The sequence below is a fragment of the Tateyamaria sp. Alg231-49 genome (genome assembly GCF_900143535.1).
Taxonomy (GTDB): Bacteria; Pseudomonadota; Alphaproteobacteria; order Rhodobacterales; family Rhodobacteraceae; genus Tateyamaria.
In genome coordinates this window covers 356615-373145 of the sequence record NZ_FRFA01000002.1, presented here as the reverse complement: position 1 = coordinate 373145, position 16531 = coordinate 356615, and the positions used below count along the sequence as shown (strand labels likewise).

Below are 16531 nucleotides of genomic sequence, written 5' to 3'. Positions count from 1 at the left end.
TGCTGCAGAGCGGCATGATGCCTTGATTTACCTCTGAGAGTGGGCCTAAGAAAGGTATGCAAATCTACCTGCCTATCGCCGAGGTGTCGGTCAATGCCTACCTGCTGCTGGGTTTGGGCGGTCTGGTAGGCATTCTTTCAGGTATGTTTGGCGTGGGCGGTGGGTTTTTGATGACGCCGCTGTTGTTCTTTATCGGCATCCCGCCTGCTGTGGCTGTGGCCACCGAGGCCAATCAGATTGTCGCTTCGTCCTTCTCTGGCGTTCTGGCCCACCTAAAAAGAAAGACGGTGGACCTCAGGATGGGCTGCGTCCTCCTGGTGGGGGGGCTCATCGGGGCCGCCCTGGGCGTTGTTGTGTTCAACTACCTCAAGGCGCTGGGGCAGGTCGATCTGCTGGTCAAGCTTTGCTACGTGCTGTTTTTGGGCGTGATCGGTGGGCTGATGTTCATCGAGTCCCTCAATGCGATCCGCAATACCAAGAAGGGCAAAGTCCCCACCCGAAAGAAACATAACTGGATCCACAAGCTTCCCTTTAAAATGCGGTTCCGCGTTTCGGGCCTTTATATCTCTGTCATTCCGCCAGTGCTGGTTGGTCTGTGCGTTGGCGTTCTCGCCGCCATTATGGGGGTCGGAGGCGGGTTCATCATGGTACCTGCCATGATCTATCTGCTGGGCATGCCCACCAAAGTTGTGGTTGGCACCTCCCTGTTCCAGATCATCTTTGTGACCGCCTTTACCACTATGTTGCACGCAACGACGAACTTTACCGTCGATGTGGTTCTGGCCGTTCTGCTGTTGGTCGGGGGCGTGATTGGCGCCCAGATCGGCACCCGCATCGGGGTAAAGATGAAGGCCGAACAATTGCGCATCCTGCTGGCCATTATGGTCCTGGCCGTCTGCGGCAAACTGGCTTTTGATCTGCTTGTAATGCCGTCCGAGCTTTTCTCGGTCGGTGCGGTAGGAGGGCATTAATGCGCTGGCTTGCCCTGTTCCTTTTTGTGGCCCTGCCCGCTTGGGGTGAGAGCGTTGTGCTTGGCCTCAGCCAGAATGAAATTGCAATCACAACCAGTTTCGACGGCTCTGAGATTCTTGTCTTTGGAGCCGTGAAACGCGAAGTCCCGGTGCCAGATGGGCCAGAGTTGGAAGTGATCATCACTGTTGCGGGTCCGTCGGTCCCGGTGATGGTGCGTCGCAAGGACAAGCGGGTGGGCATCTGGGTGAACACAGATGCCGTCGAAGTTGACAGAGCGCCAAGCTTTTATGCTGTCGCCACCAGTGGTCTGTTGCGCGATGTGCTGCGCGACACCGAAGATTTGCGCTACCAAATCTCGGTGCCCCGCGCGATCCGGTCCGTGGGCGCGCCCATGTCGATCACGGATGCTCCTGCCTTCACAGAGGCCCTGATCCGCATCAGGTCAGAGGCAAGCCTGTATCAGCTGCGGGAAAACCAAGTCGCAGTGGATGAGCAGACGCTGTTTCGCGCCCGCATCGAACTGCCTGCCGCTTTGACCGAAGGGGCCTACGCCACCCGCATCTTCCTGACCCGGGATGGGCAAGTGGTGTCAAGTTACGAGACCAGCATTGATGTGCGTAAAGTCGGACTTGAACGCTGGCTGTTTAGCCTCAGCCGCCAACAGCCAATCATATACGGGCTGATGTCACTGGCGATTGCCATCTTTGCAGGATGGGGCGCGTCGGCGGCCTTTTCTCTGCTGCGCAACTGATTTCGCTTTTTCTGCGTGCGTGAAGGTCCCCCTTCTCCGCACCCCACCGTGTTGACCAAGAGCAGGCAGAGTTACAGGTCCGGCTCGGGCGCATCCAACGTGAGCGGAGCGACCGGGGCGCTGCGCAAATCATCCACCGTGAGCGGGCCCGTGGGTTTGGAAAGGCGGTTGCGCACCACCCATATCAATCTTTCTTGGGCACGCGTGATGGCCACGTAGGCAAGGCGTTTCCACAAGGGTTGACCAGCCTCTGAACGCCCCATCCGCGCCGCGCCGTATAGGTCAGGGGCAAAGACCTGTACCGTGTCCCACTGGCTGCCTTGCGCTTTGTGTATGGTCACCGCCGCCCCGTGCAGGAATGTCGCGCCCATACGTGCGGCAAACGGGATAAACGGTTCTTCTTCATCCGGTTTCTCGATCTTCACGATCGAAGCAGCAGAGACTTGCGGGTCTTCAGCCCCCATCACGTGCAAGCGGGAAAAGCCCGGTTTGCGGCCCTCCCCCAGAAAGATCACCTGCGCACCTTTGATCAGGCCCCGCGCCTCAAGATCAAGCCGCTTCTTACGGTGTTTCAGTGGCAGTTCCAGCCCGTCGCAGATCAGTGGCTCACCTTCCAGCAATGCATCATCTGGTGCGCCGTGCACCGTGCGAAAGGCATTGATCAGACGGATGCGCGTGGCGTTACGCCAAACCAACACCGGGCTGCGGGCCATCAAATCCACCTCAACCCGCTCACCCCATATAACGCGATCATCTTTGGCTGCGGCCTGTTCGACCATCTTTTCGAACGCATAGAAGTCAACTTGCGGGTCCGCGAGCGCATGGGCGAGATCTAGGATCGGGTTGCCCTCTGCCTGCCGGTGAATGCGGTTGAGGTGCAAGACACGAGGCGCGGGCAGTTTTTCGAACACCATCGTGCCCGATTGGTTGACCGGGGCCAGCTGAGCGGGGTCGCCAAACAACAAAAGGTTAGGAAAGATTTCTTTAAGGTCCTCGAACTGCTTGTCATCCAGCATCGAGGATTCATCAACAAAGCCAATATCGAGGGGCTCTTCGCGCCGTTTCCAACCTGTGATGAAGTCAGACCCGCGCAGGCCGGCAGCAGCCAGTGCACCAGGGATGGATTTGTTGGTCTGGTAAAAACCAAAGGCGCGGTCGAGGGCGAGTTCCGTGAGACCTTCAACCTCGGGCCGTTCGCCGTTGCCTGCCAGCCATTCGGCGATCCGTTCGTATTCGGGATCATAGACAGGAGTGTAAAGAATGCGGTGGATCGTGGTTGCAGGTACGCCACGAAAACGCAGAACGCTGGCCGCCTTGTTCGTCGGCGCCAGAATGGCGAGGGTCCGTTTGTCGCGCTTCTTGCGAGATTCATAATCGCCCGAAACGATTTCGACACCGGCCGCTTCGAGCGCCTTGTAGAGTTCCGCCAGCAATAGCGTTTTGCCCGAACCTGCCTTGCCGGTGATCGCCATCACAGAGGTGGCGTTCGATTTGGGTGGCATCAACAGCGCATCATCCAGATCGATTCCGGCACTGCGCAGCATGTCGGTCACAGCGTCAAAGGCGCCAGCCTGGTCATCTGAAAGGGCAAGAGAAACGTTCATGGCGCGACCCTACAGAGAGGCCGCACCATGAGCCAGCGCGATCAGGCGCTGCGCGCGAACTTGATAGCAGTCTGCGTCCCAAAGGCGCGATCAAACCACTGGCGCGACCGCTCGAGTGGGACCCCTGCCCGCTCGGCCACCTTGTTAGCCGCGCCAGGATCAAAATGCCAAAGTCCCACACTGATCTGTTCGCGCCCCTCGCCCGCGCTGCCCAGCACCTCGGGCGACGACCCGATCATGCGATAGCATGCGCACCATACGGGCGTCAAAGACACCAACGAAATGCTCCACACCAAAATTCTGCATGATTTCCCCGCCACCCAGCATCAAGGCCGCCGCCACATGTCCTCCGGCCCCGCTTGTCAGGCAAAACCGCGTGCATTCCCAGATGAGCGGGCTTTTGATCGGGCCAGAAATGAGATCGCTAAAGTGTTCATTCACCATTGTACGTCCCGTGGTGGGCAAGAACCGCATGGAACCGCCATGGCTACCATCAGGTTCTTCCCAAATCACATAGAGCGGGTTCAAATCATCATACTCGTCCCGCTCATACCCTTCTGGGTCAACACTCACATCCCATCCAAGTCGGGTTTTGAACTGGTCCGCTCGGTCGCGAAACATGGTGCGGGCAAGTTTGGGAAAATCATTCAAATCGGAGGCATAGACGTAACGCAGCATTTGGGTACTCCTTGTCAGACCGGGGAAGGCATGACCGAAGCATTACCCAAGCGTGCGTTAACGTTTGCTCATCTGGGCGCGCGACAAGAGGCGGTGCCGCGCAACGGGGATATTCAAACCACAATCAACCCGAGACTCATCGCACGGGCGACGGCGTGAGTGGTGTTTAATGCACCCAGTTTGAACCGGGCTCTTTCTATGTAGACGCGCAGCGTGTGTTCCGAGATCGACAGGGTGTCTGCGACTTGTGCACGGCTGTAACCCATTGCCAACAGCGTCATCGCATCAATTTCGCGCGGGCTGAGGTCGCGTGATTGTTCTGGGGTGCGGTCGGGTTCGAATTCCAGTGCTTTTTGGTTGAAGTAGTGAGCAATCAGGATCAAATCGCGCCGTTGTGCATCTGTCCAATTTGCCCACGCATCGTCATCGCATGAATGGTTGACGGTAAAGAGCGCAAACTGACCATTGGGGCCGCGGATGGGTACGGAAAACCCTTGATTGCCGACGCCATGCGATATGGCATCAGCCTGAAACGCGCGCGCTGCTTTGCTGGACCAATCAAGGCGTTTCCAATCAACAGGGTGAAACCGCTGAAAACACCCAATGATGACCGGATCAATCCGCAAGTAGTTAAGTTCAAGGTAGCGATGGCGCCATGTGTCTGAATAGGTGCCGCATCCATATTGTTCGCCGGCCGAGTCGACCCAATGATAGATGACGTGATCAATTTTATAGTGTTCACATAGTGCTTCGGTGGCCGTTTGAAGGCCTTCAAGGCCATCAGCTTTTTCGAGCTCCTCCAAAATGAGTTCCACCGGCTTCGTCGCCGTCCTGGCGCTGAGCATTTTTAACATCCTTCATCGCGGCGATCTCGGCCATCGCAACAATTGCGGAGTCGTCCAACTGTTCAGCCAGTATCGGCATGTTGTTGGCCCAGGCAAAAGTCTTCAGGTCCGTCAGAACGTCCAGTATCCAGTCACTTCTCATCTACAGACTCGCTTTTTAGTGGTTAATGAAAGATTACCACAACCATAGCATGTGTTAATTCCATTAAAAATTCGCGCATTTTCACTCCCCAGAAATAGTGAGGGGTGAAAATATAACCCTTTGAAGTGCATGGCCGCTCCTGAAAACGGAAGACGCCCGCGAAACCCAGGGGTGATTCGCGGGCGTTCTATTTCGCCTTAAACGTGCGTGCAATCTATGGACGAACCTCAAGAACATCGTCGAGGGTGCGCAAACCCGTTTTCGGGGCCTGCACCAGAACGCTCATGTTTCCGGGTTTATGCTCGTTGCGCAGCATCTTCATGTGCGCCTCAGGCAGTTCTTCCCAGCTGAAGACTTCGGACATGCAAGGATCTAGGCGACGCTCAACCATCAGGTTGTTGGCCGCGCTGGCCTGTTGCAGGTGGGCAAAGTGGCTGCCTTGCAGGCGCTTTTGATGCATCCACATATAACGCACGTCGAATGTGCAGTTGAACCCGGTGGTGCCCGCGCAGATCACGACCATACCGCCCTGTTTGCACACGAATGTTGAGACAGGGAATGTGGCCTCGCCGGGATGTTCGAACACCATGTCGACGTTCTTGCCTTTTCCGGTGATGTCCCAGATGGCTTTCCCAAATTTACGCGCCTCTTTGAACCACTCGGCATACTCAGGTGTATTCACCGTGGGCAGTTGACCCCAGCAGTTAAAGTCTTTGCGGTTCAGGACTCCTTTGGCCCCAAGGTCCATCACAAAGTCCCGCTTGGATTCGTCACTGATCACGCCGATCGCGTTTGCGCCCGCGGTATTGATCAGTTGGATCGCGTAAGAGCCAAGGCCGCCCGACGCCCCCCAGACCAGTACGTTTTGGCCTGGCTTGAGGTCGTGGGGTTCATGACCAAAGAGCATCCGATATGCTGTCGCCAATGTAAGGGTATAGCAGGCGCTTTCTTCCCATGTCAGATGTTTGGGGCGCGGCATGAGTTGTTGGCTTTGCACGCGGGCAAACTGGCCAAACGACCCGTCCGGCGTCTCGTACCCCCAGATCCGTTGTGTTGGCGAATACATCGGGTCGCCCCCGTTGCAGTGCTCGTCATCACCGTCGTCTTGATTGCAGTGCACGACGACTTCATCGCCGACTTTCCAACGTTTGACACGGTCACCTACGGCCCAGACGATGCCTGACGCGTCTGATCCCGCAATGTGGTAAGGTTGCCCATGGCCGTCAAAAGGGCTGATGGGCTGACCCAAGGCGGCCCAGACTCCATTGTAGTTCACGCCCGCTGCCATCACCAAAACCAGCACGTCATTGCTATCGAGGGTGGGAACATCCACGACCTCTTGCAGCATCGCGGTGTCTGGTTCGCCATGACGTTCACGGCGGATCGCCCAAGCGTACATTTGTTTAGGGACGTATCCCATGGGTGGGATTTCTCCCATCTCATACAGGTCTTTTTCAGGTGCGTCGTAGGGCGCGCTGCTAGTTTCAGTCACAAGGTCCAGTGCCATGTCAGCCTCCAATAAACCAATTGATGCCGCAGTGCAGAATCGCAGCGTCTGATGGTTGAATATGACCTAGCACGCAACAATGCAACAACTTGAACTACTTTTTTGTAACTTTATGACTTTGCGCCCGCAGCATCGATTGATGGATTGGTATCTGGATATAGGTCTTCGATGGAATTGGCATAAAAGCGGAACAGATCATGTTCCGCTGGCACGATTGCCCAAACATTTCCTTGCTTATCCAGCATCCCGCGCCGCTCCATATCGTCCAGCGCGCCTTTAACCCGGTCACAGAATGCGCCCGCTTCAATGGGCGGACGGGTGCCAAGATCCTTGGGCATGCCATGCTTAGCCCGGTGGATCAGGTCCGCCTCAGTGATTGGTGTGCCCTCTTGCAGAAAAATCCGGGCCAGCAGGGGAACAAATGGAACAGGCATCACGTCTCGAATACGATCACCCAAAGTAGTGGCCAGATCGTTCAGATCGCGCTCTGCCCCAAGTGCTGCCAGTGACACCGGTGGCCCAAAGACGACCGCGGCAGTTCCGAATTTACGGTACCGCCTCGTGATCCACTGCCAAAGCAGCCGCAAAATCTCGAGCATTACGACCCTCATGCTGACCCCAAAGCGCCTGTCCCCGCGTTTGTCGGCGGCAATCAGCACCCTGTCTTCCAATACACGGTCATAGTTGATGGCGACGGGCACAAAGACGACATCGCGTTTATCCGGGTCAAATCCGTCAACCACATAGGATAAAAGACCCATCTTGAGTGGCATCAGTTTGCCATTCACGCTTAGCCCGCCTTCGGGAAAGATCGCTTGGGTCACGCCGCCTTCGGTTGCCATCTGCACGTATCGAGCCAAAACCTTGCGATAGAGTTGGCCGCGCGATTTACGCCGGATGAAGTATGCCCCCATGGATTTGATCAAACGGCTAAGCGGCCAGACCCGCGCCCATTCCCCTACCGCATAGCTAAGTGCTGAGGCGCGTGCGGCCAGATACGTCACCAGCACGTAATCCATGTTGCTGCGGTGATTCATCACAAAGACGACCGTTGCGTTTGGGTCCGCGCTTTGAATCTGTTGATCGTTATTGAGACCCGTGCGCACATCGTACAGCGCTGTCGCCAGCCAACGAGACACCCGCGCCCCAAAGCTGAAATAAGTAAAAGCGGAAAAGCTGGGCACAATCTCGCGGGCGTAGCGCCGGGCCTGTTCAAAGGCTACGTTCTCGGGCACCCGGTTCTCATGTGCGTGGGTGACGATCGCTTGGGTCACTTCGGGGTCGTAAATAATGCGCTGAATCATGTCGTAGCGACGCGCCAGCTTGAACGGTTCTATTGGCCGCGTTAGCCTTTTATTCAACCGCTTGACTGCGCGTTCGAGACGCCGGCGAAAAAACCAACGGACAGACGGAAACAGGAAATGCGAGGCGAACGTCACCATGGCAAACAGCACCATCAGCACAAAGAGCCACAGCGGAAGTTCAATTGTTGTCGTCATTGCGCGGCACATTCGCAAACGCGTGGGCCGGGGTAAATGAGAAACTTGGCGCATCCGCCCATCAAGGGCCTCTCAGATGTATGAAGGTGACTCATTTCTCACCCTGACGGTTTGGGGACAGGTGGGACTGGTCTTTGTGTCGATCGCCTTTGCCCTCGCCTCTTTGGGGATCACACGCGTCATGACGGTGTTGCGTCCACTTCTGCTGCGCCCACCAATCTGGTTCGTGTTATTCATCTGCTTTGTCTGGGCCTCGCCTCAGGGGTATTATGCCTACTACCGTCTTGTCTTTGATGGCTTGCCTGCTCAATCCGTAATCGGCGCCCCCCCACGCCCCGAGGAACTTATCGCGTTGCTGACCTTTCGCGGTCCTGCAACCCTGTCTGCCCATAGTGTTGGTGTGCTCGGCTGGGCCATGCTGGTTGTCGCCCTTTTGCCGCGACGCAAAAAATGCCGCGACGCAGCGAATTGACAACGCCAGAATATTTCCCTTAAACCCCAAAAAACGTAATTTTATTGCTGACCCGATTCACGGAGATCGCCATGACCCAAAAAGATCGCCCCTGGCTCATCCGGACCTATGCAGGCCATTCAACCGCTGCGGCGTCAAACGCGCTTTATCGGTCAAATCTGGCCAAGGGTCAGACAGGGCTCTCTGTCGCCTTCGATCTGCCGACGCAAACTGGCTATGACAGCGATCACGTGCTGGCGCGCGGAGAAGTGGGCAAAGTTGGCGTCCCGGTGTCCCATCTCGGCGATATGCGTACACTGTTCTCGGATATCCCTTTGGAAAAGATGAACACGTCGATGACGATCAACGCCACAGCCCCGTGGTTGCTGGCGTTGTACATCGCTGTTGCCGAAGAACAGGGCGCGGATGTGTCGGCCCTGCAAGGCACCGTTCAGAACGACTTGATCAAGGAATACCTTAGCCGTGGCACCTACATCTGCCCACCTGCGCCAAGCCTCAAGATGATCGCCGACGTGGCCGAGTATTGTTATACCAATGTGCCTAAGTGGAACCCGATGAACGTGTGTTCTTACCACCTGCAAGAGGCTGGCGCGACACCCGAACAAGAGCTTGCATTTGCGCTGGCGACAGCAACCGCAGTGCTTGACGCATTGAAACCCCGCATTACGCCTGAAGACTTTCCCGCCGTCGTGGGCCGCATTTCATTCTTTGTGAATGCTGGGATCCGGTTCGTCACTGAAATGTGCAAAATGCGGGCTTTTGTGGATTTGTGGGACGAGATTTGCGAGACGCGCTATGGCGTGACTGATCCGAAATACCGCCGTTTCCGCTATGGGGTACAGGTCAATTCGCTGGGATTGACCGAACAGCAGCCCGAAAACAACGTCTACCGTATTCTCATTGAAATGCTGGCCGTGACGTTGTCGAAAAAGGCGCGCGCGCGAGCTGTGCAATTGCCCGCATGGAACGAAGCGCTTGGCCTGCCTCGCCCGTGGGATCAGCAATGGTCTATGCGCATGCAGCAGATCATGGCTTTTGAAACGGACCTTCTGGAATTTGACGATTTATTTGACGGCAATCCTGCGGTGGATTCAAAGGTCGAAGCCCTTAAAGAAGGTGCGCGCCAGGAATTGGCACAACTGGATGCCATGGGTGGCGCGATTGCAGCCATTGATTACATGAAGGCGCAATTGGTCGGATCGAACGCGGAACGATTGGGTCGAATTGAGCGCGGGGAAACCGTTGTTGTTGGCGTGAACAAGTATCAGGCTGGCGAACCATCTCCGCTTATGACCGGCGATGGCGGGATCATGGTTGTGGACCCTGCTGTTGAGCAGGAACAGATTGACCGGCTTGAGGCATGGCGGCAGGAACGAGACAGCGTTGCCGTCACGCAAGCGCTTGCCGATTTGCGCCAAGCGGCGGCGAACGGCGAGAACGCCATGCCCGCCTCAATCGCCTGTGCGCGCGTTGGTGTGACCACTGGCGAATGGGCCGCACAGATGCGCGCTGTTCATGGTGAGTATCGTGGCCCTACGGGCGTGTCTGCATCGCCGTCTAACATGACAGAAGGACTCGATGAATTGCGCGCTGACGTCGATATGGTCAGCGATCGGTTGGGGCGAAGGCTAAAGTTTCTCGTTGGAAAACCTGGCCTTGACGGGCACTCGAACGGCGCAGAACAGATCGCCGTGCGGGCCCGGGATTGCGGTATGGACATCGCATATGAAGGAATCCGCCTGACCCCAGAGGAAATTGTGGCGGCCGCCCGCACAGACGAAGCGCATGTGGTCGGTTTGTCGATCTTGTCGGGCAGTCACATCCCGCTGGTTGAGGATTTGATGCAGCGCATGCGGGCAGAAGGGCTCGACCATGTACCTGTAATCGTCGGAGGCATAATTCCAGATGACGACGCCGCACGGTTGCGCGCTTTGGGCGTGGCACGCGTCTATACGCCCAAGGACTTTGAGCTGAATACTATCATGGCCGATATCGTGACTCTGGCGGACCCGCGTTCGGTGGCTGCTGAATAGCCGTTTTGTCCCAATTCAACACGTGACGCTGCATATTTTTGCAATCAACGCAAAGCTTTTCCACCGGTGGTCGAACAAATCACGGCAAACGAGCAATCGCCCGCCGCTGACACAAATTGGATCATCCGGCCCATTGAATTTCCGAAAAAAATCGCAAATACGAAGTGATATTGAAAATTTTTCGGAGAAGAAGCATGGCCGTAAAACTCGAAAAAATGAACCGTAGCGAGTTGGAAGCACTGCGCAACGATGTCGACAAAGCCATTGTTGATTTGCGCAAGAAAGAGAAACAGGACGCGCTTTCTGCTGCCCAGAAAGCGGCCGCTGAATTCGGCTTCTCCCTTGAAGAATTGACAGGCAAACGCGCCGGAAAAGGTGCAGGCAAAGGCTCAAAGGCCGAAGCCAAATATCTCAATCCAGAAAACCCGACGCAAACCTGGACTGGCAAAGGGCGCCAGCCCAATTGGTTCAAAGCTGCCGTGTCTGGCGGCAAAAGCGCTGACGATCTGCTGATCTGAACAGATGTTTGGCGATGCGAGGTCCCCCTCGTATCGCCGATATGTTTTGCGCTAGTCTTTGGGCGAGTCATCTTTGGATTGGAAAACCCATGACAGTGCATATCGGCGCGAAGCCAGACCAGATTGCCCCAACCGTTTTGATGCCGGGCGACCCATATCGCGCCCGATGGGCAGCGGAGACGTTTCTGGACGGTGCAGAGTTGGTCAATGAAGTCCGGGGCATGCTGGGCTTTACCGGGACGTGGAAGGGCAATCGCGTCACCATTCAGGGTTCGGGTATGGGCATGCCATCCCTGTCGATCTACGCCAACGAATTGATCACCGACTACAACGCGCAGACTCTGATACGGATCGGGTCTTGTGGGGGCATGCAATCCCATGTCGGCATCCGCGATGTGATTATCGCAATGACAGCCAGCACAATTACGTCCCCGTCCTCCGGCATTTTTCGCGAACTGAATTATGCCCCCTGTGCCGACTACGGATTGCTGAGTGCAGCCGTTAAGGCAGCAGAAACCAAAGGGTCCACAACCCATGTCGGTGGGATCTATTCCTCTGATGTGTTTTACGCAGAACGCCCCGATCTTGACGAACAAATGGTGCGCCATGGCATTCTGGGGGTCGAGATGGAGGCGGCGGAACTCTACACTCTCGCTGCGCGTCATGGCCGGCGCGCCTTGGCTGTGCTGACTGTGAGCGACCATCTGCAGACCGGTGAGGCATTGCCTAGCGAGGATCGTGAAAAGAGCTTTGGTGACATGGTGGAGATTGCGCTGGAAGCGGCGTTTTCCTGACCTGGTACTCCTGAAAAATACGCCAATTCACCCAGCTAAGCCTAATTTTGGCTTGCCACACCCCGTACTTAGGGCGTGCAGCTATGGCCACACGGCCCGGTAGGGTTCTACTAATTTTGACCGCCACATGCCGTCAGGATGTGCGCGAAACGCAATAAGGCCCTGTTAATGCAGCGGTTGCGCGCCGAGCCGGTTTCCGGGGCCTTTGGCAGAGTGTTTCAGATAGACCTCTGCTTCCTCAACGCCCGTGGCTTCGGTCATAGCCATTTGGCAACGGACCAGACCAGCCATCAAGCGCACCCGGGGCCGGGGCAAACACTTCAATCTTGAGCGGATGGCACGGCGCGACGTCTGACGTGTGCTCGGATCCGCAATCGCCCCCGGGGCAGGCGCTAAGAGCACCCAACACATCAATCTCTGCGAAAAAGTCTATGTGATCGCCGGGGCGCACCGGGCTGGCCTTCATGAAATACTGGCCTGTGTCGCGTGTGAAACCCGTGCACATAAAGACATTCATGACGTCGTGCACATGCGGTTCTGCTTCGGCCAGCGTCATCCCAGTGTGGTCAGCTAGCGCACGCGTCAGGTTTGAGTGGCAGCAATGGTGGTAGTGCCCGCCTTGCAGCAGATTGCCAGTGTAGGGGTCGCAACGCGTGCCGATCACGTCGTGCACCGAACCGCCGTATTGATCGATCCCGTACCAGCCAAGCGTGTCATGAATGATCGTGGCCATGGGACGCAGAGCGGGGAACGTGGACCACATCCGCTCACCTGTTGTGATGTGGGTGCCATGCAAGGCACGGGTTTTGCCGGAATAAAACCGCTCGGAAAGATCATTTGCGTTCCACAGATTCAGATCACCTACCTGAGGTCCCTCGACCGAGGAGATGCGAAAGATGTGACCCGCCGGCACTTCAAAGCAGGCAGCCTCGCGTGGTTGCGCGATGACCTCATCCACTTTGGTCATGGTTTCGCGCGCCTTACCGTAGAGCGCCATGTCCGGCGCAGGCAGCGTGTCGGGCGGATAGCAGATCACGGGCGCAATTGCGCGGCGGGCGTCGGCGTCTGTCGGTTGGGTCATGAACTCTCTTTCGCTACCTGGCGCTGATCATACGGAACCGGGCGGCGAATGCCATTGATGTCGCAACGAAAAAGGCCGCCCATGACGGGCGGCCTTTTCCAGTTAGTTGTTCCGCAGATCAGGCGTCGTCGGGATCGAGCAAGCCTGATTTGAAAAGAATACCCGCGGCAACGCCGCCAATGATGGGCGCCACAATGAACAGCCACAGCTGCGCGATCGCAGTGCCGCCGACAAACAGGGCAGGCCCAATGGAGCGTGCCGGGTTCACCGAAACGCCGGTGACGCTGATGCCCACAAGGTGGATCACAACAAGCGCGAGACCAATTACGAGGCCAGCCATTGCAGCAGGTGCGTTAGAGCCTGTGGCCCCAAGGATCACGACCACAAAGAGAAAGGTTGCTACCACCTCAAAGATGAATGCGGCCGCCATGGAGTATTCGTTGAAGACCCCTGGCCCCCATCCGTTTTGCCCCAGCCCATTGGTTGCAACCGAGTAATCTGCCTGCCCGCTTGCGATGATCATAAGGACCAAAGCACCGGCAATACCACCTGCGACCTGCGCGATGATGTAGGGGATCGCGTCGCCTACGCTCATCCGACCGGATGCGACAACGCCCAATGTAACAGCAGGGTTGATATGGCAACCCGAGACCGGACCGATGCCGTACGCCATGCCGATCAGCGCAAGGCCAAAGGCAAAGCTGATGCCCGCGAACCCGATTGCGTCCCCCGCGATGACGGCTGCACCGCAGCCAAGCAAGACAAGTGTGAATGTGCCGATAAACTCGGCGAGTGGTTTTTTCATTGTATTTTCCTTCCGCAATTGTCGCATCCGCAACTTCGCAAGAAGATGCATAGCCTTCAATAAGGCGTCATGGGGAAAAAAATTGCGCAAGTCTCAAAAGAAAAACGCCCCACGCGGTAGCGCAGGGCGTTTTCGGGATTGGTAATTGGGTGCGATCAGACTGTGCGTTCGACCATCATTTTCTTGATATTCGCGATGGCCTCAGCAGGGTTCAGACCCTTCGGGCATGTCTTGGCGCAGTTCATGATCGTGTGGCAGCGGTAGAGTTTGAACGGGTCTTCGAGGTCATCCAGACGCTCGCCCGTTGCTTCATCCCGGCTGTCGATGATCCAGCGGTATGCGTGCAACAGTGCGGCTGGCCCAAGGTAGCGGTCGCCGTTCCACCAGTAGCTGGGGCAAGACGTTGAGCAGGATGCGCACATCACGCATTCATACAAACCATCCAGCTTTTTGCGGTCCTCGATGGACTGCCTCCACTCTTTTGCCGGGCGGTTCGTCTTGGTCTCCAGCCACGGCATGATGGATGCGTGCTGGGCGTAGAAGTGCGTCAGGTCCGGAATCAAATCCTTGACCACGGGCATGTGCGGCAGAGGGTAGATTTTGACGTCGCCCTTGATCTCGTCCATGCCATAGATGCACGCCAACGTGTTGATCCCGTCGATGTTCATCGCGCAGGACCCACAAATCCCTTCGCGGCAGGAGCGGCGGAAGGTCAGCGTTGGGTCAATCTCGTTCTTGATCTTGATCAGCGCGTCCAAAATCATCGGCCCGCAGGTGTCCATGTCGACAAAGTAGTTGTCTACTTGCGGGTTTTTGCCGTCATCCGGGTTCCAGCGGTAGATGCTGAATTTGCGAACGTTTGTCGCGCCTTCGGGTTTGGGCCAGGTTTTCCCTGTCTGCATGCGGGAATTTTTCGGCAGCGTCAGCTGAACCATTTATTGATCCTTTCGATAGGCAAGATCGGCGCACTAGAGTTGTTGTATGCAACTGTATCCAACCGGGGATACGGAGTGCAATTGGTCAAGGTGCCACACACAGCCGTGTGCCACCGCTCATCACTCCGTTCCGGCGGCTACATCCCGTGTAGATCGCAGCGTTCGGGTTCACTGGAGGAGCGGCCGCGTTCACGCACTTAGCATATTCCTGGTTGGAATATTTGACCCCCTGGCTCAGACCAATCAAACCGCCAATGGTCGCTGCTGTGTAGGGTTCACCAATCGCCGCGATAATGCCTGCAGTCAGAACAGTCCCGACAACGACTTGCCCGTTGCGCGTTTGTCTACACTTTTGTGCTGCGTCCACCCCTCCGGTTTCTGCCAAAGCTCCCTGAGAAACTTCGCCCAGTCTGGCACCGTATTGGACGGCGTAGGCATCCTTGAGGCAGTCGTTGATACGTGCGGCCCCATCGACCGTTCCGTCCGGGCTTGGCAGAACATGCGGCAGACCCGGCGCATCCGACAGGTAATAGTTGCCCGGAGCGCGTGTTTGCTCAGCGCATTTTTGTGCAGCGGACCGCGGAATATCGGCCGCAGCAAACGTGGTTGAAAGTGCCAGCGCGGCCAATACGGCCAAAAGTGTTTTCAAACGCATGAGGGAAAGGTGTCCTTTAATCAGTGGTCTTGGGCAGCGCCCTGATCAGAATCGTCCCATTCATAATGTCGTTCCTTTTACGCTGTGCCAAGGACATTTGCCCCTGCCTGCACAACACAAGTCTGAGTTTCGGGCCGTTCCAGCACCGTGCGCACAAGAGTCGCCGTTTCCTCGGTCACCCCAATCACCGCATCCCGAGCGAACGCGCCTATTTCGTTTGCCGAGGCGTTATCGATCACACAGTCGGTAAATGGCGTGATCAGTTCCTTGGGCACGGCAGGGAAGCGGGTCACGACGGCTTCGGACACCGCCAGTTTGGCGCTGCGCCGAGCTGCGTCATCGACGGCGCGCGTCGCCTCTTCGCATGCGGTGAGTGTGATCAGGGCGGTCAGGGCCAATGCGCGCATCATGATGGCAAGGTTACCTCAGCTTTTGCAGTGTCGAGCAAACCAGAAAGCCGTTTTGCGTCCCGAGGGAAAATGTTGGCAAGACGCTCCATGAACACAAGGTCGCGCGCGGCTGTCCATAGAACAAGTTGGTATTCGAGATCACTGGCCATTTGCGCGGCCCTTTGCCCGGTATCGAGGTCAGCGGCCTCTGTCTTTTTGCCCTGAAAGGACGACCCGCCCCCATAGCGTTGCACCGCCCCAAGGTCGAGGTCGCGCCCCGGCAGTTCCAGCCGATCAAGTGCGGCGCGCCGGTAGTCTTCGTCACCCATCCAGTCGTCATAGCAGACGGAGACAACATCCGCGTCCTGCGTCCGGCCCAGCATTTCGTCATATGTCCGCATGGCCTGCATCATTACCCGCATTCGTTCCAGCGGGCCGTAGCCCGCATTGCCCTGTATTTTACGCAGCAGCGATGCCGCCCAGTGCAGAAAGCTGCGATATATGATGACGCTGGTTTCCGGTGCATTAAAGAGTGGAATGCTTGCCGGCGAAGGCATGCGATCTTCATAGCTGACCAAGGTGAACGGAGCCTCACCGGCTGCGCGCACCTTGTCTTTTGCCCGGTCACACTGAATCTCGACACCGTCTTTATACACTGCGACACCACTGGCCGTTTTGAGGGGATCGCGGTTCGGCTTGCAATTATTCAGGAACAGCCCCGCCGCTTCGGGCGCGTTGCGCATCATCCAGTCGATGATTGCGTGGTTGCCTGACCGCCGCATCCCGTAGACGCGCAACACACGGCCGGGGGCCAATGTGTGCGGGTCCGGGGAGGTCTGGCCTTGGGTCAT

At 56.8% G+C, this 16531-nt stretch carries 17 protein-coding genes and 1 pseudogene; 6 read left to right on the top strand and 12 right to left on the bottom strand.

What is annotated here, in order from left to right; translation table 11 throughout:
• The first annotated feature begins 56 nt into the window (after positions 1-56).
• Together DHN60_RS05420 and DHN60_RS05415 are read left to right on the top strand one after the other, a co-directional pair.
• A complete protein-coding gene (locus tag DHN60_RS05420) occupies positions 57-971 on the top strand; it encodes a sulfite exporter TauE/SafE family protein (protein ID WP_108836251.1) in 915 nt (304 codons plus the stop codon).
• Positions 971-1723 (top strand): TIGR02186 family protein, encoded by a 753-nt coding sequence (locus DHN60_RS05415; protein ID WP_108836250.1) that lies wholly within the window; start codon positions 971-973, stop codon positions 1721-1723. The genes DHN60_RS05420 and DHN60_RS05415 overlap by 1 nt, the downstream gene beginning before the upstream one ends.
• Positions 1724-1794: 71 nt before the next feature.
• Here the strand turns inward: DHN60_RS05415 and DHN60_RS05410 are convergent, their stop codons facing one another.
• The 6 genes and pseudogenes from DHN60_RS05410 to DHN60_RS05390 form a co-directional block, all read right to left on the bottom strand.
• A complete protein-coding gene (locus tag DHN60_RS05410; RefSeq protein WP_108836249.1) occupies positions 1795-3327 on the bottom strand; it encodes an ATP-dependent RecD-like DNA helicase in 1533 nt (510 codons plus the stop codon).
• Positions 3328-3368: 41 nt separating this feature from the next.
• A pseudogene (locus DHN60_RS05405) lies at positions 3369-4005 on the bottom strand (acyl-homoserine-lactone synthase).
• A gap of 113 nt (positions 4006-4118) precedes the next feature.
• Entirely contained in the window at positions 4119-4850 is a 732-nt protein-coding gene (locus tag DHN60_RS05400) for an autoinducer binding domain-containing protein (RefSeq protein WP_108836359.1), read from the bottom strand.
• Complete coding sequence (locus DHN60_RS22230) at positions 4786-4992, bottom strand: hypothetical protein (RefSeq protein WP_159089124.1); 207 nt, start codon at positions 4990-4992, stop codon at positions 4786-4788. Before DHN60_RS22230 ends, DHN60_RS05400 begins: the two co-directional genes overlap by 65 nt.
• 214 nt (positions 4993-5206) lie before the next feature.
• On the bottom strand, positions 5207-6499 hold the full coding sequence (gene ccrA, locus DHN60_RS05395) for a crotonyl-CoA carboxylase/reductase (protein ID WP_108836248.1): 1293 nt from the start codon (positions 6497-6499) through the stop codon (positions 5207-5209).
• Between the two features lie 110 nt (positions 6500-6609).
• A complete protein-coding gene (locus DHN60_RS05390) occupies positions 6610-7998 on the bottom strand; it encodes a 1-acyl-sn-glycerol-3-phosphate acyltransferase (protein ID WP_108836247.1) in 1389 nt (462 codons plus the stop codon).
• A 76-nt stretch (positions 7999-8074) separates the two neighbouring features.
• On the opposite strand from DHN60_RS05390, the gene DHN60_RS05385 reads away from it, so the two are divergent.
• The 4 genes from DHN60_RS05385 to deoD all read left to right on the top strand — a co-directional run bounded on the left by DHN60_RS05385 (position 8075) and on the right by deoD (position 11815).
• Complete coding sequence (locus DHN60_RS05385; RefSeq protein WP_108836246.1) at positions 8075-8470, top strand: hypothetical protein; 396 nt, start codon at positions 8075-8077, stop codon at positions 8468-8470.
• A 65-nt stretch (positions 8471-8535) separates the two neighbouring features.
• Positions 8536-10503 carry a protein meaA gene (locus tag DHN60_RS05380; protein WP_108836358.1) on the top strand — a complete coding sequence of 656 codons (1968 nt, stop codon included), beginning with the start codon at positions 8536-8538 and terminating at the stop codon, positions 10501-10503.
• 194 nt (positions 10504-10697) lie between these two features.
• A complete protein-coding gene (locus tag DHN60_RS05375; RefSeq protein ID WP_108836245.1) occupies positions 10698-11021 on the top strand; it encodes an H-NS family nucleoid-associated regulatory protein in 324 nt (107 codons plus the stop codon).
• A gap of 89 nt (positions 11022-11110) precedes the next feature.
• A complete protein-coding gene (deoD, locus tag DHN60_RS05370; RefSeq protein ID WP_108836244.1) occupies positions 11111-11815 on the top strand; it encodes a purine-nucleoside phosphorylase in 705 nt (234 codons plus the stop codon).
• A gap of 238 nt (positions 11816-12053) precedes the next feature.
• On the opposite strand, the gene DHN60_RS05365 is transcribed toward deoD, so the two are convergent.
• The 6 genes from DHN60_RS05365 to DHN60_RS05340 form a co-directional block, all read right to left on the bottom strand.
• Positions 12054-12896, bottom strand: coding sequence for a DUF1989 domain-containing protein (locus DHN60_RS05365; protein WP_108836243.1), 843 nt, complete (start codon positions 12894-12896; stop codon positions 12054-12056).
• 118 nt (positions 12897-13014) lie between these two features.
• Entirely contained in the window at positions 13015-13728 is a 714-nt protein-coding gene (aqpZ, locus tag DHN60_RS05360) for an aquaporin Z (protein ID WP_199913632.1), read from the bottom strand.
• 128 nt (positions 13729-13856) lie between these two features.
• Entirely contained in the window at positions 13857-14636 is a 780-nt protein-coding gene (locus DHN60_RS05355; protein ID WP_108836241.1) for a succinate dehydrogenase iron-sulfur subunit, read from the bottom strand.
• 85 nt (positions 14637-14721) lie between these two features.
• The gene (locus DHN60_RS05350) at positions 14722-15291 is read right to left on the bottom strand and encodes a hypothetical protein (RefSeq protein ID WP_108836240.1); all 570 of its coding nucleotides are present in this window, start codon (positions 15289-15291) and stop codon (positions 14722-14724) included.
• 77 nt (positions 15292-15368) lie between these two features.
• The gene (locus tag DHN60_RS05345; RefSeq protein WP_108836239.1) at positions 15369-15701 is read right to left on the bottom strand and encodes a hypothetical protein; all 333 of its coding nucleotides are present in this window, start codon (positions 15699-15701) and stop codon (positions 15369-15371) included.
• A complete protein-coding gene (locus DHN60_RS05340; protein WP_108836238.1) occupies positions 15698-16531 on the bottom strand; it encodes a hypothetical protein in 834 nt (277 codons plus the stop codon). The genes DHN60_RS05345 and DHN60_RS05340 overlap by 4 nt, the downstream gene beginning before the upstream one ends.